This window comes from Streptomyces lonarensis, assembly GCF_012033735.1.
In the GTDB taxonomy this organism is placed as follows: domain Bacteria; phylum Actinomycetota; class Actinomycetes; order Streptomycetales; family Streptomycetaceae; genus Streptomyces; species Streptomyces lonarensis.
The window spans coordinates 1-14,988 of sequence record NZ_JAAVJD010000011.1; the positions used below are offsets into that span (position 1 = coordinate 1).

Sequence of the window (14,988 nt, forward strand, 5' to 3'; positions counted from 1 at the left end):
GCGCCGCCCTCCCGGCCCTGCCGCACCGCCCGGCCGGGGCCCGCCCCGGCGCGCGGGAGCGGGGCGCCCCGCGGCTATGCTCGACCCGCTCACCGCCGCCCGTCACAGGAGCCCGCATGGCGCCCAAGATCACTGTTATCGGTACCGGCTACCTCGGAGCCACCCACGCCGCCGCCATGGCGGAGCTGGGGTTCGAGGTGCTCGGACTGGACGTGGTCCCCGAGAAGGTGGAACTGCTCGGGCGGGGCGAGATCCCGATGTACGAGCCCGGCCTCGCGGAGCTGCTGCGCCGGCACGTCGCCGGACTCCCCGGCTCCACCGGGCGGCTGCGCTTCACCCTGGACTGGGCGGAGGTGGCGGCTTTCGGCGACGTCCACTTCGTCTGCGTGAACACCCCGCAGAAGCACGGCGAGTACGCCTGCGACATGTCGTACGTCGATGCCGCCGTGGAGAGCCTCGCTGTCCATCTCGACCGCCCCTGCCTGGTGGTGGGCAAGTCCACCGTCCCGGTGGGCAGCGCGGACCGGCTCGCGGCACGGATCGCCGAACTCGCCCCCGCCGGTGAGGAGGCGGCGCTGGCGTGGAACCCGGAGTTCCTCCGCGAGGGGTTCGCCGTCGACGACACCCTCCACCCCGACCGCATCGTCGTCGGCGTGCGCGACCAGCGCCACGAGGCCGTGCTGCGCGAGGTGTACGCCACCCCGATCGCGGAGGGTTCGCCCTTCGTCGTCACCGACTTCGCCACCGCCGAACTGGTGAAGACCTCGGCCAACTCGTTCCTCGCCACCAAGATCTCCTTCATCAACGCCATGGCGGAGGTCTGCGAGGCCGCCGGCGGCGACGTGGTGAAGCTGGCCGAGGCGATCGGCCACGACGACCGCATCGGGAAGAAGTTCCTGCGCGCCGGGATCGGCTTCGGGGGCGGCTGCCTGCCCAAGGACATCCGCGCCTTCATGGCCCGCGCCGGTGAGCTGGGCGCCGACCAGGCGCTCACCTTCCTGCGCGAGGTCGACTCCATCAACATGCGCCGCCGCGGGCACATGGTGGAGCTCACCAAGGACGCGCTGGGCGGTGTCCTGCTCGGGCGCCGGGTCGCCGTGCTGGGGGCGAGCTTCAAGCCCGACTCCGACGACGTGCGCGACTCCCCGGCGCTCAACGTCGCCGGGCAACTGCATCTCCAGGGCGCGCAGGTCACCGTCTACGACCCCAAGGGCAACGAGAACGCCCGCCGGATCTTCCCCACCCTGGGGTACGCCGCCTCGGCCGCGGAGGCCGTCCGCGGCGCCGACGTGGTGCTGCACCTCACGGAATGGGCCGAGTTCCGGGAGCTGGACCCGGCGGTCCTCGGCGAGCAGGTCGGGCGGCGGCACATCCTGGACGGGCGCAACGCGCTCGACCCGGTGGCGTGGCGCAACGCCGGCTGGACCTACCGCGCGCTGGGCCGCCCCACGCTCTGACCCGGGCCGCCGCCGTCCGTGGCCCCGGGCCACCGGAACGGCGCGCGCCCGTCGCCCGTGGTGGCCGGCGGGCGGCGCCCGCCCTCACCCCGCCGCCGACCGCCGCCGGTCGCGGTAGCTGCGCATCTTGGCGCGGCTGCCGCAGACGCTCATCGAGCACCAGCGGCGACGACCCGCCGGGCTGCGGTCGTAGTAGGCCCAGGCGCAGTCCGCGGCGTGGCACGCCTTGAGGCGGCGCCACTCGCCGGAGACCTCGCCCACCGCGACCGCCGCCGCCACCCGCGCCGTGAGCGCGGCGATGCCGCGCGCGCCCGGCGCCGCGGCCAACACGGCCTGTCCGCCCGGCTCCAGCCGCACCACCAGCGGAGCCCGGCCGAGCAGCGTGCCGAGCGTCGCGAGCCCACCGGTCGGCGCCTCCGCCCCGGCGTGGCCGAGCAGCGCTGCGCGCAGCCCTTCGCGCAACTCGACGAGCTCCGCCGTGGCGACCCCGGAGAGGTCCAGTCCGTGGGTGGCGGCGAAGGCGGCCGGCCCTCCGGTCGCGGCCAGCTCGTCCCTGCCGGTCTCCACGTCGAGGGTGTTCACCAGCCGTTGGACCAGCCCCAGCTCCCCGGGGGCGTCGCTCTCACTCACGCCGTTACCGTAACCCGCGTCAGGTGTTACCGCTCAACGGCTTTCAGCGGTAACGTCTGGGTTACCTGCTCCACTCGAAAGGCGGTAACGGCGCGGCGCCGTCCTGCCCGCGGCCACGCCGGAACCCGCCCCCGACCGAACGGAGATCCCCATGGCGGTAGCCACCCTCGGCCCCGTTGTCCTGGACTGCCCCGACCCCCGCGCGCTGGCTGCGTTCTACACCGCCCTCCTCGGCTGGCCGGTCGACCCGGGCAGTGACGACGACTGGGTCGAGATCGTCGGCCCCCACGACCGCCGGCTCGGTTTCCAGCGCGCCGCGGACCACCGGCCGCCCCGCTGGCCCGACCCGGCCCACCCGCAGCAGCTCCACCTGGACCTGGAGATCCCGAAGGGGACGGAGGACGACGCGGAGCGTCAGGTGCTGGAGCTGGGCGCCGTCCTGCTCGCCGGCAACGCCACCCCCACCAGCAACTTCCGGGTCTACGCCGACCCCGCCGGCCATCCCTTCTGCCTCTGCGCCTGCTGACGACCGCCCGACCGGGGCGCCCTCCCGCCGCGGTTCCGGCGTGCGTCCGCCCCGGTGCCCGAGTGGGCACGTCCGCGCCGTCCCGGCCGCGCCGCCGCTGACCTGCGACCGTCACCGCCCGACTGCCCGAAGTCCGGCCGGACCCGGACCCGTCGGGCCCGGCCGGTGCCCACTCGGTCACTTCGGCAACGAATCGGTCTCGGGGTGCAACCGCCGCGGCCCCAGTCGTGTCTTAGGCCGTGAGTGGGGGAACGCAGGAGGGGATCGAAGGGCCCGTGAACCGGGCCCTTCGGTGTTTCCCGGGGTCGCAGCCGCCCGGTCTGCGCCGAGCCGTCGGGCCCCGGCCGCCTCGGCCGGGACGGCCGCCCCTCCCGCCCTGTCGGTCACCCCCGCTACCGTCGTCACATGTCACGCGCGGTCGTCGAAGCGGTCCTGGAGCGGATCACCTACGCCAACGAGGAGAACGGCTGGACGGTCGCCCGGGTCGACACCGGCCGGGGCGGCGACCTCCTGACGGTCGTGGGTGCCCTCCTCGGGGCCCAGGTGGGGGAGTCCCTCCGCATGGAGGGCAGTTGGGGATCACACCCCACCTACGGCAGGCAGTTCGTCGTCGAGAACTACACCACCGTGCTCCCCGCCACCGTGCAGGGCATCCGGCGCTACCTCGGCTCCGGCCTCATCAAGGGCATCGGCCCGAAGACCGCCGAGCGCATCGTGGACCACTTCGGGACCGACACCCTCGACGTCATCGAGCAGGACGCGAAGCAGCTGATCGCCGTCCCCGGGCTCGGCCCCAAGCGCACCGCCCGCATCGCCGAGGCATGGGTGGAGCAGAAGGCGATCAAGGAGGTGATGGTCTTCCTCCAGAGCGTCGAGGTCTCCACCTCCATCGCGGTGCGCATCTACAAGAAGTACGGCGACGACTCGATCTCGGTGGTGCGCGAGCGCCCCTACCAGCTGGCGGCCGACGTCTGGGGCATCGGCTTCCTCACCGCCGACCGCATCGCCCGCGCCGTCGGCATCCCGCACGACAGCCCCGAACGGGTCAAGGCCGGGCTGAGCCACGCCCTGTCGCAATCCACGGACCAGGGCCACTGCTTCCTCCCCGAGGAGCGGCTGATCGCCGACGCGGTCAAGCTGCTCCAGGTCGACACGGGCCTGGTCATCGAGTGTCTCGGCGAACTGGCGGCCGAGGGCGAGGCCGTGGTCCGTGAGAAGGTGCCGCACCCCGAGGACCCGGCCGACGAGCTGACGGTGGTGTACCTGACGCCGTTCCACCGCGCCGAGGTCTCCCTCGCCGCGCAGCTGACCCGGCTCCTCCGCGCCTCCGACGACCGGCTCGCGGCGTTCGGGGAGATCGACTGGGACAAGGCGCTGGGGTGGCTCGCCGGTCGTACCGGCGCCGAGCTGGCGACCGAGCAGCGGGACGCCGTCCGGCTCGCCCTCACCCGGAAGGTCGCCGTGCTGACCGGCGGCCCGGGGTGCGGCAAGTCCTTCACCGTCCGCTCGGTGGTCGAACTGGCCCGCGCCAAGCGCGCCAAGGTGGTGCTCGCCGCCCCCACCGGCCGGGCCGCCAAGCGCCTCGCGGAGCTGACGGGCGCGGAGGCGTCCACCGTGCACCGGCTGCTGGAGCTGAAGCCGGGGGGTGACGCGGCGTACGACCGGGACCGTCCGCTGGAGGCGGACCTGGTCGTGGTCGACGAGGCGTCCATGCTGGACCTGCTGCTGGCCAACAAGCTCGTGAAGGCCGTGGCGCCCGGTGCCCACCTGCTGCTGGTGGGCGACGTCGACCAGCTGCCGTCCGTCGGCGCGGGGGAGGTGCTGCGCGACCTGCTCGCCGAGCCCGGCCCGGTGCCGGCGGTGCGGCTGACCCGCATCTTCCGGCAGGCGCAGCAATCCGGGGTCGTCACCAACGCCCACCGCATCAACGCCGGCGAGCACCCCCTCACCCGGGGGCTGGACGACTTCTTCCTCTTCGCGGAGGACGACACCGAGGCGGCCGGGGCGCTCACGGTGGACGTGGTCGCCCGGCGCATCCCCCGCCGCTTCGGGCTCGACCCCCGCCGCGACATCCAGGTGCTGACCCCGATGCACCGCGGACCGGCCGGCGCCGGCGCCCTCAACGGCCTCCTCCAGGAGGCGATCTCCCCGGCCCGCCCCGGCCTGCCGGAGAAGCGCGTCGGCGGGCGGATCTTCCGCGTCGGCGACAAGGTCACCCAGATCCGCAACAACTACGACAAGGGCGCCAACGGCGTCTTCAACGGCACCGGCGGCCGGGTCACCGGCCTCGACCTCGACGAGCAGCGGCTGACGGTGCTCACCGAGGAGGACGAGGAGATCGGGTACGACTTCACCGAGCTCGACGAGCTGTCGCACGCCTACGCCGTGACCATCCACCGCTCACAGGGGAGCGAGTACCCCTGCGTGGTGGTGCCGGTGACCACGAGCGCCTGGATGATGCTGCAGCGGAACCTGCTGTACACCGCGGTGACCAGGGCGAAGAAGCTGGTGGTCCTCGTCGGTTCGCGGCGCGCGCTCGGCCAGGCGGTCCGCACGGCCTCCGCCGGCCGCCGGTTCACCGCGCTGGACGCGCGGCTGGACGGCCGGCTGGTGACCCGTCCGGGTGACCGCCCGTCCGCGGGAGGCGAGCCGCCGCCGGGCGGGCCGATCGGCTGAATGTCGCCGCCTGCGCCCGGCACCGGGTGGCGGACGTGACGGTACTCACGGCAGGGCGAGTGAGCGCTATGCCCGTGCTTGTGTACTACTGTCCGGCACGGCGTGCCAGATTTTTTGGGTTCGGCCGACCCCGAGTGCACTAAGTGGCCTCTGATGGGGGACAGTGGAAGCAGTCAGGGCACCTCGAAGAAGAGGCACGACGTCGGTGAGGGATAGACGTGAGCGAACACCGCGCAAGTGATGACGCAGTAGTGGTCAAGTACTCCGGCAGCGAGTACCGCTACCCGCTGGTGGACTCGACGGTCGGTGACCGTGGTTTCGACATCGGCAAGCTGCGTGCCGAGACCGGTCTGGTGACCCTGGACTCCGGTTACGGCAACACCGCCGCGTACAAGTCGGGGGTCACCTATCTCGACGGTGAGCAGGGCATCCTGCGCTACCGCGGGTACCCGATCGAGCAGCTGGCCGAGCACGGCACCTTCCTGGAGACGGCGTACCTGCTGATCAACGGTGAGCTGCCCTCCGCGGACGAGCTCTCCGGCTTCCGCAGCGAGATCACGCAGCACACCCTCCTCCACGAGGACGTGAAGCGCTTCTACGACGGGTTCCCCCGGGACGCCCACCCGATGGCCATGCTGTCGTCGGTGGTGAGCGCGCTGTCCACCTTCTACCAGGACAGCCACAACCCGTTCGACGAGCGGCAGCGCCACATCTCGACGATCCGGCTGCTGGCCAAGCTGCCGACGATCGCCGCGTACGCGTACAAGAAGTCGGTCGGCCACCCCGTGGTCTACCCCAGCAACGAGCTCGGTTACGTGGAGAACTTCCTCCGCATGACCTTCTCCGTCCCGGCGGAGGAGTACGTACCGGACCCGGTCGTCGTGGCCGCGCTGGACAAGCTGCTCATCCTGCACGCGGACCACGAGCAGAACTGCTCGACCTCCACCGTGCGGCTGGTGGGCTCCTCGCAGGCGAACCTGTTCGCCTCGATCTCCGCCGGCATCAACGCGCTCTGGGGCCCGCTCCACGGCGGCGCCAACCAGGCCGTGCCGGAGATGCTGGAGCAGATCCAGCAGTCCGGCGGCGACGTGGACACCTTCATCCGCAAGGTGAAGGATAAGGAGGACGGCGTCCGCCTGATGGGCTTCGGCCACCGGGTGTACAAGAGCTTCGACCCGCGCGCCAAGATCATCAAGGAGGCGGCGCACGACGTGCTGTCGGCGCTCGGCAAGTCCGACGAGCTGCTCGACATCGCGCTGGCGCTGGAGGAGCGCGCGCTCAACGACGACTACTTCGTCTCGCGCAACCTCTACCCGAACGTGGACTTCTACACCGGGCTGATCTACCGGGCGATGGGCTTCCCGAACTCCATGTTCACCGTGCTCTTCGCCCTCGGTCGCCTGCCCGGCTGGATCGCCCAGTGGCACGAGATGATCAAGGAGCCCGGCTCCCGGATCGGTCGCCCCCGCCAGGTGTACACCGGCGTGGTCGAGCGGGACTACATCCCCGTCGAGCAGCGCTGATCACCCCGCCGGCACCCTTCGGGGTGCCGGCCGGGTGAAGGATCTTCACCGCTCCCCCGTAAATGTGACGCAGGTCACACGTGCGGGGGAGCAACTTTTTGCTCGCGGGGAGGTCTTATGGAGTGACATCGTCGCGGTTTCGGCTGGATCCGTGACGGTGGCCGTCGTGGCCGGGGTCCCGTGGGGGGACACTCTGCGCAGACGGCACAGAAGCGCCTCGCGTCGGGCCCTGTGGGGGGACCCGGCACGGGGCGCTTCGCTTTGCCCGGGGAGGGGTCCGGGAAACCGAGGCACCGCCGTGCCGCGCGCGGGAGGCTTCCCGCCGTCTCGGTGGAGGTGAGTCGGATCCAGTGCCGCTTCCGCGGCGCAAGGGGCCGATCGCCTCCAATGGTCCGTCTGCCCGATGTCCGGCTGTGGAAACGCTCGTTCACCGAATGTGTCCATCTTCGCCGGACAGTTCACCCACTCGTGTACAGCGACGGCCCGCTCCCGGGGTGTCCGGGGCGGGCCGTGGGGTGCGCGTGGCGGTGGGTGCGCGCGGCGGTGGGTGCCCGTGGCGCGGGGGTCGGCGGGCGCCCTGCGCTCCGGGGGCGTCCCGCCGTCCGCCGCCCGCGTCTCAGGCGCGGCCGGCGACCTCGTACCCGGCCTCGTCCACCGCTGCCCGGACCGCCTCGTCGGTGAGCGGCTCGGTCGACTCCACGGTCACCAGGCCGGTGTCGGCCTTCGCCGTCACCGAGGAGACGCCCGGCAGCGCCGACAGCTCCTCGGAGACGGCCTTCTCGCAGTGGCCGCAGCTCATCCCGGTGACCTGGTAGGTGACGGTGCTCATGGGCTCTCCTTCTCGGTCTCCGACTCGCGCCCGGCCCGCCGCCCGCGCCCGCGGCGGGGTGCGGTCCGGAGGAGAGTCGCTCCAGTGGCGGGTCGGGGTGCCCCGCCACTGGCCGATAATACCCCCAAGGGGTATTCCGGTCGGCGGGGTGCCGCTGCTCGGGAGGTCGATGCGGGGCACCACGGCTCCGTGGCGGGGTGGTGGACGCGCGGGGCGCGGACCCGGGGCACCGGCCGGGGGTGCGGGGTGGCGCCCCGGGGCCCGGGAGGGCATGGCCGCCGCGCGCGGTCAGCCCCGCCGCCAGCCGTGCCCCGGGCGGCGGCTCACCCACTCCCGGATCGTCTCCGGGTACCAGAGGGGCCGCCCGCGCTCCACCACATCGGGCTCCGGCAGCAGCGCGTGCTTGCGGTAGGAGCGGACGGTGTCCGGTCGGACGCCGATGTGTGCGGCGATCTCGCGGTAGGACCAGAGTTCGCGGCGGTCCGTCACGTCATTCCACCTCCCGCCCCGCGCCGCGTCGGGGGGTGGGGGCCGCCCGGTGGCCGCGGGCGGCGGCTGGTCCGAGAGCCTCGCCCGCTGCCCGCGGTCGGGCCCGCACGGGACCCGGCCGTGTCGGCGCCCTGTGACGCGCGACCGGCCGTCCGGTGACATTTGTGACCGCCCCGTCACACGCGGTGGCGGGACGGTTGTGCGGGTGCTCACCGCTGCGGGTGAGCGCCCGCGGCGGCAGCAGGTCAGCGGTTGGCGGTCAGAGGTCGGCGGTCAGCGGTTGGCGGGGAACCCCAGGTCGACCCCGGCGTCTGCCGGGTCCGGCCAACGGGTCGTCACCACCTTGCCGCGGGTGTAGAACCGCACGCCGTCCTCGCCGTAGACGTGGTGGTCGCCGAAGAGCGAGTCCTTCCAGCCGCCGAAGGAGTGGTGGCCCACCGGCACCGGCACCGGCACGTTCACCCCGACCATCCCGGCCTCCACCTCCAGCTGGAACCGGCGCGCCGCGCCGCCGTCCCGGGTGAAGACCGCAGCGCCGTTGCCCCACGGCGAGGCGTTGACCAGCGTCACCGCCTCCTCGTAGGAGTCGGCCCGCACCACGCACAGCACCGGCCCGAAGATCTCGTCCCGGTAGGCGTCGCACGCCGTCGGCACCCGGTCCAGCAGCGAGACGCCGAGGAAGAAGCCGTCCTCGTGGCCCGGCACCCGCAGCCCCGTGCCGTCGACGACCACCTCGGCGCCCTGGGCCGCCGCCCGCTGCACGTACCCGGCCACCCGGTCGCGGTGCTCCGCGGTGATCAGCGGGCCCATCTCCGACGCCGGATCGTCGCCGGGCCCCACCCGCACCGCCCGGGCGCGTTCCGCGATCCGCGCCACCAGCTCGTCACCGATCGCGCCCACGGCCACGACCACCGAGACCGCCATGCACCGCTCGCCCGCCGAGCCGTACGCGGCGTTGACCGCGCCGTCGGCCGCCAGGTCCAGATCGGCGTCGGGCAGCACCACCATGTGGTTCTTGGCGCCGCCGAGCGCCTGCACCCGCTTGCCCGCGGCGACGGCCCGCCGCTGCACCTCCCGCGCCACGGGGGTGGAGCCCACGAAGGAGACGGCGGCCACCTCCGGGTGGTCCAGCAGCCGCTCCACCGCCGCGCGGTCGCCGTTGACGACGTTCAGCACCCCGGCCGGCAACCCGGCCTCGGCGGCCAGCGACGCCAGCAGCATCGCCGCCGAGGGGTCCTTCTCGCTCGGCTTCAGCACGAAGGTGTTGCCGCAGGCCACGGCCAGCGGGAACATCCACAGCGGCACCATCGCCGGGAAGTTGAACGGCGTCACCCCGGCGACGACGCCGACCGGCTGCCGCAACGAGGCGACGTCGACCCGCGCCGAGACCTCCGTGGACAGCTCGCCCTTCAGCAGCTGCGGCACCCCGCAGGCCAGGTCCACGACCTCCAACCCCCGCGCCACCTCGCCGAGCGCGTCGGAGAACACCTTGCCGTGCTCGGCCGAGATCAGCCGGGCCAGCTCCTCGCGCCGCGCGTCGAGCAGCGTCCGGTAGGCGAACAGCACCGCGGTACGCCGTGCCAGCGAGCTGCCCGCCCACGCGGGCAGCGCCTCGCGCGCGGCCGCCACGGCGCGGTCGACCTCCTCGGGGGAGGCGACGGCCAGCCGTGCTCTCTCCTCGCCCGTCGCCGGGTCGTGGACCGCCAGGGTCCGGCCGGAGTCTCCGGGCACGGCGGCTCCGGCGATCCAGTGGCCGATGGTGTGCGTCATCCTCGGTTGGCCTCTCTCTCGGGGTCGGGCCCGATCACAGGTGGTGGCGGCGCGTCTCCCGCAGCCGTCCGTACTCCTCCGCCGCCGCACGGGCGGCCGGTCGGCGCGACACCTCCGCGACCGGTACGTCCCACCACGCCTGGGCGGCGGGGACGGTGGGCTCCGGGTCGGTCTCCACGTACACGCAGGTCGGCCCGGAGGCCGCCCGCGCCCACGCCAGCGCCGCCCGCAACTCGCCGACGGTGGAGGCTCGCTCGACGGCGAGCCCGAGGGAGGCGGCGTTGGCCGCCAGGTCGACCGGGAGCGGGTCGCCGGTGAACGTGCCGTCGGCCGCCAGGTACCGGAACGCGGTGCCCAGCCGTTCGCCGCCGGTGGCCTCCGACAGCCCGCCGATCGACGCGTAGCCGTGGTTCTGCACCAGCACCACGGTGACCGGCAGCCGCTCCTGGACGGCCGTCACCAGCTCGGTCGGCATCATCAGATAGGTGCCGTCGCCGACCAGCGCCCAGACCGGGGTGTCGGGCGCCGCCAGCCGCACCCCGATCGCGGCGGGGATCTCGTACCCCATGCAGGAGTAGCCGTACTCCAGGTGGTACTGGCGCGGCGACCGGGGCCGCCACAGCTTGTGGAGGTCCCCGGGCAGCGAACCCGCGGCGTTGACCACGACGTCCTCGTCGCCCACCGTCTCGGCCAGCAAGCCGATGACCTGCGCCTGGGTGGGGCGGGAGGCGTCCTCGGGGGTGGCGAGCGCCGCGCCGGCGACCGTCTCCCAGTCCGCGCGGCCCGCCGCGTACTCCGCCTCGTACGCCGGCTCCACGTGGTGGCCCTCCAACGCGGCGCGCAGCGCGACCAGCCCGGTGCGCGCGTCGGCGACCAGCGGCAGCCCCGCCAGCTTGTGGGCGTCGTGGGAGGCGATGTTGAGGTTGAGGAACCGCACGTCCTCGGCGGCGAACAGCGTGCGGGAGGCGGTGGTGAAGTCGGTGTACCGGGTGCCGACCCCGATGACGAGGTCCGCGTGGCGCGCCAGCGAGTTGGCGACGGCGGTGCCGGTGTGCCCGATGCCCCCGGTCTCCGATGCGTGGTCGTGCCGCAGCGCGCCGGTCCCGGCCTGGGTGACGGCCACGGGGATACCGGTGGCGTCCACCAGCTCCCGCAGCGCCTCGTGCGCCTCGCTGTGGTGGACGCCGCCGCCCGCCACGATCAGCGGCCGCCGTGCCGCCCGCACCGCCGCGGCGGCCGCCGCGAGCGCGTCGGGGTCCGGCGCCGGCCGGGCGATCCGCCAGACCCGCTCGGCGAAGAACCCGGCCGGCCAGTCGTACGCCTCGGCCTGCACGTCCTGCGGCAGTGCCAGCGTGACCGCGCCGGTCTCCACCGGGTCGGTCAGGACGCGCATCGCCTGGAGCGCGGCGGGCACCAGCTGCTCGGGCCGGGTGATCCGGTCGAACCAGCGGCTGACCGGGCGCAGCGCGTCGTTGACGGTGACGTCGCCGGCCGACGGGTGCTCCAGCTGCTGGAGCACCGGCTCGGCGGGCCGGGTGGCGAAGCTGTCGCCCGGCAGCAGCAGCACCGGGATGCGGTTGATCGTCGCCAGCGCCGCGCCGGTCACCAGGTTGGTGGCGCCCGGCCCGATCGAGGTGGTGACCGCCTGGGCCCGCAGCCGCCCCGAGTGGCGGGCGAAGCCGACGGCGGCGTGCACCATGGCCTGCTCGTTCCGGCCCTGGAGGTACCGCATCCGGTCCCGGTACTCCACCAGCGCCTGCCCCACGCCGGCCACGTTGCCGTGTCCGAAGACCCCCCACATCGACTCGACGAACCGCCGGCGGACGCCGTCCCGTTCGGTGTACTGCGCGGCGAGGAAGCGCACCAGCGCCTGGGCGACCGTCAGTCGCTCCACGGCCGGACCGGTACCGGGTGACAGCTCACTCATGGCTCACGCGTCCCTTCCCCGGCGGGCCCGCTGCCCGCCGCGTCACCGCTCTCGTACCCGCCCTCCCCGTCCTCACCGGCCGCCTCCGCCCCGTTCCCGCCGGCGCGGCCGCCGGGGGCGGCGGGCAGTGGCAGCCGGGGGTCGACCGGCGTCGCCGGCCAGGTCGCGCGGACCCAGGTGTGGTCCGGGTGGTCGCTGATCAGCCAGGCCCGCTCCGGGTTCGGCCCGGCCATCACGTTGAGGTAGTACATGTGGTGCCCGGGCGCCGCCACGGACGGGCCGTGCCAGCCGTCGGGGATGACGACGGCGTCGCCGTCCCGGACCTCCGCCAGCACCTCCGTGCCCCGCCCGCGCCCCGAGGACGAGACCCGCTGGTAGCCGAAACCGGGGGTGCCCGGCGGGGTGCCGGCGGTGTCGTCGGCGGCGAACTCGTAGTAGTAGATCTCCTCCAGCACCGACTCCTCACCCGGCCGGTCCTCGTCGTGCTTGTGCGGCGGGTAGGACGACCAGTTGCCGCCCGGGGTGAAGACCTCGACGGCGATCAGCCGGTCCGCCTCGAAGACCCCGGCGGCGGCGAAGTTGTGCACCTGCCGGGAGCAGACGCCGCTGCCGCGCAGCTCCACCGGGACGTCCTCCGCCCGGCCCAGCCGCACCGGCAGCCGCCGCTCGCAGCGGGCGCCGGTCAGCGCGAGGCGGGCGCCGCCGGCCGAGGCGACGGTGACCTCGGTGTCGCGCGGCACGTAGGCGAAGTCCGAGGGACCGGCGAAGACGGACGCCCGGCCGCGGAGCTCCAGGTGCTCGCCCTCGGCGGTGACGGTCGCCCCGCCGGCGAGCGGCAGCACGATCCACTCGCTGTCGGCGGTGCGGAAGGTGTGGGAGCCGCCCGCGTCCAGGTGGAGCACGCGCAGCGCGCTGTGCGCCCAGCCGGCCCGCTCGGGGCTGATGTCCAGGTGGTACGGCCCGGTGGCGGTGGTGCCCGCCGGAAGGTGGTAGGTCATGGCCCGCTCTCCTTGTTGGCGTGCTCCCGGCGGGCGGCCGGCTGTGCCGGTGCCGCGCCGGCGCCCGCCGGTACCCGGGCCGGTCCCGGTGCGGTGACCGGCCCACTCCACTGTCTCCGCGGCGGGGCCGCCGCGCGAGGCCTCGAAGAGCGCGCTGCCCCGCCCGGGCCGTCGAACAGCTCCGGCGGGACAGCGCGCTCTCTCACAGCAGTCCGACCGCCGTGTCCACGGCCCGGGCCACGTCGTCGTCGGCCGGATAGAGCAGGGACCGCCCGGCGACCAGGCCCTGGACCGTCGGCAGCCGCAGCGCGTGCCGCCACCGGTGGAACACCTCGCCGGGGTCGGGTCCCAGGTCGCCGCCGAGCAGCACGGCCGGCAGGGTCGACGTCTCCAGCACCGGCCCCATCTCGTCGGGGTCGGCGGTGACGGGCACCTTCAGCCAGGTGTAGGCGGAGGTGCCGCCCAGCCCGGAGGCGATCGCGACGGAGGTCGTCACCGCCTCCGGGGAGACGTCGTTGACCAGCCGCCCCCGGTCGTCCCGGCGGGAGAGGAACGGCTCGACGAACAGCGGCAGCCGCCGCTCGGCCATGGCGTCCACCGCCCGCGCGGTGGCGTGCAGGGTGCTCAGCGAGCCGGGGTCGTCGCGGTCGATCCGCAGCAGCAGCTTCCCGCCGTCGAACCGCATCCGCTCCAGGTCCTCGGCGCGGTGCCCGGTGAACCGGTCGTCCGCCTCGAAGGCGGAGCCCGCGAGGCCGCCGCGGTTCATCGACCCCAGCGCCACCTTGCCCTCCAGCGCGCCGAGCAGCAGCAGGTCCTCCAGGATGTCCGCGGTGGCCAGCACGCCGTCGACGCCGGGGCGTGAGAGGGCCAGCACCAGGCGCCGCAGCAGCTCGCCCCGGTTGGCCATGGCCAGCGGGCGGCCGCCGGCGGCGAGGGCTCCGCGCGCCGGGTGGTCCGCGGCGACGATCATCAGCCGCCCGCTCTCCCCGAGCAGGGGGCGGCGCACGCGGCGCCGTGCCGCCTCCCCGATGGCCTCCGGGGTGCGGCTGCGTACCGTCGGCAGGTCGGCGATGGTGATGGTCACGGGGATTCCCCCTTCGGGTCGTGCGGGTCGGGGGAGCCGGGGTCCGCGCCGTCCTCGCCGCGTCCCGGCACCCCCTCCCCGCCGAGCAGGGCGGTGACCTCCTCGGCGGTGGGCATCGCCGCGGAGCAGGACAGCCGGGAGGCGACCAGGGCGCCCGCCGCGTTGGCGTGGCGGATCGTGCGCTCCACCTCCCAGCCGGCCAGCAGTCCGTGGCAGAGGGCGCCGCCGAAGGCGTCACCCGCGCCGAGGCCGTTGACCACCTCCACCGGATGCGGCGGCACCTCGGCGATGGTGCCGTCGCGGTGCACGGCCAGCACCCCGCGCGGGCCCTGCTTGACCACCGCGAGCTCGACGCCGCGTTCCAGCAACGCCTGCGCGCAGGCCTCCGGTTCGCTCTCGCCGGTGGCGACCTCGCACTCCTGGAGGTTGCCCACGGCGACGGTGGCGTGGGCGAGCGCCTGCTCGTAGTGGGTGCGGGCGCCGTCGGGACCCGCCTCCCAGAACATCGGCCGCCAGTCCAGGTCGAAGACGGTGGCGACCTGCCCCGAACGGTCGGCGCGCCGGGTCTCCAGCGCGGCGAGGGTGGCGGCCCGGCTGGGCTCCGCGCAGAGGCCGGTGCCGGTCATCCAGAAGACCGCCGCCTCCCGGATCGCCCGCCGGTCCAGCTCCGCCGCGTGGATCTCCAGGTCCGGTGCCTTCGGCTCCCGGTAGAAGTACAGCGGGAAGTGGTCGGGCGGGAAGATCTCGCAGAAGGTGACCGGCGTGGGGTACTCGGGCACCTCGGTCACCCAGCGGCCGTCCACCCCGAACTCGGCCAGCGCCTGGCGGCAGTAGGCCCCGAACGGGTCGCGGCCGGTGCGGCTCACCACCGCGGTGCGGCGGCCCAACCGGGCGGCGGCCACCGCCACGTTGGTGGGGGAGCCGCCGAGGTACTTGGCGAAGGTCTCCACCCGGGCGAGCGACACCCCGGTCTGCAGCGGGTAGATGTCCACCCCGATGCGTCCCATGGTGATCAGGTCGTACCGGGTGGTGTCCGCCGGCCGGGGGCCGGCGCCGTCGGTCCGTGGTGCTCCCACCGC

Annotated in this window: 12 protein-coding genes; 4 read left to right on the forward strand and 8 right to left on the reverse strand. The window is 74.2% G+C overall.

Features of this window, described 5'->3' with window-relative positions; translation table 11 throughout:
* The first annotated feature begins 116 nt into the window (after nucleotides 1-116).
* The gene (locus HCN56_RS03190) at nucleotides 117-1,457 is read left to right on the forward strand and encodes a UDP-glucose dehydrogenase family protein (RefSeq protein WP_167967913.1); all 1,341 of its coding nucleotides are present in this window, start codon (nucleotides 117-119) and stop codon (nucleotides 1,455-1,457) included.
* A gap of 84 nt (nucleotides 1,458-1,541) precedes the next feature.
* On the opposite strand, the gene HCN56_RS03195 is transcribed toward HCN56_RS03190, so the two are convergent.
* Nucleotides 1,542-2,087, reverse strand: a complete 546-nt coding sequence (locus HCN56_RS03195) for a CGNR zinc finger domain-containing protein (RefSeq protein ID WP_167967914.1) — start codon at nucleotides 2,085-2,087, stop codon at nucleotides 1,542-1,544.
* A 151-nt stretch (nucleotides 2,088-2,238) separates the two neighbouring features.
* On the opposite strand from HCN56_RS03195, the gene HCN56_RS03200 reads away from it, so the two are divergent.
* The 3 genes from HCN56_RS03200 (at nucleotide 2,239) to HCN56_RS03210 (ending at nucleotide 6,812) form a co-directional block, all read left to right on the forward strand.
* Complete coding sequence (locus HCN56_RS03200; protein ID WP_167967915.1) at nucleotides 2,239-2,613, forward strand: VOC family protein; 375 nt, start codon at nucleotides 2,239-2,241, stop codon at nucleotides 2,611-2,613.
* Nucleotides 2,614-3,018: 405 nt separating this feature from the next.
* Nucleotides 3,019-5,289, forward strand: coding sequence for an SF1B family DNA helicase RecD2 (recD2, locus tag HCN56_RS03205; RefSeq protein WP_167967916.1), 2,271 nt, complete (start codon nucleotides 3,019-3,021; stop codon nucleotides 5,287-5,289).
* A gap of 218 nt (nucleotides 5,290-5,507) precedes the next feature.
* Nucleotides 5,508-6,812 (forward strand): citrate synthase, encoded by a 1,305-nt coding sequence (locus HCN56_RS03210; RefSeq protein WP_167967917.1) that lies wholly within the window; start codon nucleotides 5,508-5,510, stop codon nucleotides 6,810-6,812.
* A gap of 616 nt (nucleotides 6,813-7,428) precedes the next feature.
* On the opposite strand, the gene HCN56_RS03215 is transcribed toward HCN56_RS03210, so the two are convergent.
* From HCN56_RS03215 to iolC, 7 genes are all read right to left on the reverse strand, one after another.
* Nucleotides 7,429-7,641, reverse strand: a complete 213-nt coding sequence (locus tag HCN56_RS03215; protein WP_167967918.1) for a heavy-metal-associated domain-containing protein — start codon at nucleotides 7,639-7,641, stop codon at nucleotides 7,429-7,431.
* 288 nt (nucleotides 7,642-7,929) lie between these two features.
* Nucleotides 7,930-8,130, reverse strand: a complete 201-nt coding sequence (locus HCN56_RS03220) for a MerR family transcriptional regulator (protein ID WP_167967919.1) — start codon at nucleotides 8,128-8,130, stop codon at nucleotides 7,930-7,932.
* A gap of 273 nt (nucleotides 8,131-8,403) precedes the next feature.
* The gene (locus HCN56_RS03225) at nucleotides 8,404-9,900 is read right to left on the reverse strand and encodes a CoA-acylating methylmalonate-semialdehyde dehydrogenase (RefSeq protein WP_167967920.1); all 1,497 of its coding nucleotides are present in this window, start codon (nucleotides 9,898-9,900) and stop codon (nucleotides 8,404-8,406) included.
* A 34-nt stretch (nucleotides 9,901-9,934) separates the two neighbouring features.
* Nucleotides 9,935-11,827, reverse strand: coding sequence for a 3D-(3,5/4)-trihydroxycyclohexane-1,2-dione acylhydrolase (decyclizing) (gene iolD, locus HCN56_RS03230; protein ID WP_167967921.1), 1,893 nt, complete (start codon nucleotides 11,825-11,827; stop codon nucleotides 9,935-9,937).
* Complete coding sequence (gene iolB, locus HCN56_RS03235) at nucleotides 11,824-12,825, reverse strand: 5-deoxy-glucuronate isomerase (protein ID WP_167967922.1); 1,002 nt, start codon at nucleotides 12,823-12,825, stop codon at nucleotides 11,824-11,826. The genes iolD and iolB overlap by 4 nt, the downstream gene beginning before the upstream one ends.
* A gap of 202 nt (nucleotides 12,826-13,027) precedes the next feature.
* A complete protein-coding gene (locus HCN56_RS03240) occupies nucleotides 13,028-13,909 on the reverse strand; it encodes a Cgl0159 family (beta/alpha)8-fold protein (protein ID WP_167967923.1) in 882 nt (293 codons plus the stop codon).
* Nucleotides 13,906-14,916 (reverse strand): 5-dehydro-2-deoxygluconokinase, encoded by a 1,011-nt coding sequence (gene iolC / locus HCN56_RS03245; protein ID WP_167967950.1) that lies wholly within the window; start codon nucleotides 14,914-14,916, stop codon nucleotides 13,906-13,908. The genes HCN56_RS03240 and iolC overlap by 4 nt, the downstream gene beginning before the upstream one ends.
* Nucleotides 14,917-14,988 lie beyond the last annotated feature (72 nt).

Coding starts and splice junctions, on each gene's coding strand:
- HCN56_RS03190 (WP_167967913.1), top strand. CDS start 117: ATGGCGCCCAAGATCACTGTTATCGGTACCGGCTACCTCGGAGCCACC.
- iolD (WP_167967921.1), bottom strand. CDS start 11,827: ATGAGTGAGCTGTCACCCGGTACCGGTCCGGCCGTGGAGCGACTGACG.
- HCN56_RS03200 (WP_167967915.1), top strand. CDS start 2,239: ATGGCGGTAGCCACCCTCGGCCCCGTTGTCCTGGACTGCCCCGACCCC.
- iolC (WP_167967950.1), bottom strand. CDS start 14,916: ATGGGACGCATCGGGGTGGACATCTACCCGCTGCAGACCGGGGTGTCG.
- iolB (WP_167967922.1), bottom strand. CDS start 12,825: ATGACCTACCACCTTCCGGCGGGCACCACCGCCACCGGGCCGTACCAC.
- recD2 (WP_167967916.1), top strand. CDS start 3,019: ATGTCACGCGCGGTCGTCGAAGCGGTCCTGGAGCGGATCACCTACGCC.
- HCN56_RS03225 (WP_167967920.1), bottom strand. CDS start 9,900: ATGACGCACACCATCGGCCACTGGATCGCCGGAGCCGCCGTGCCCGGA.
- HCN56_RS03215 (WP_167967918.1), bottom strand. CDS start 7,641: ATGAGCACCGTCACCTACCAGGTCACCGGGATGAGCTGCGGCCACTGC.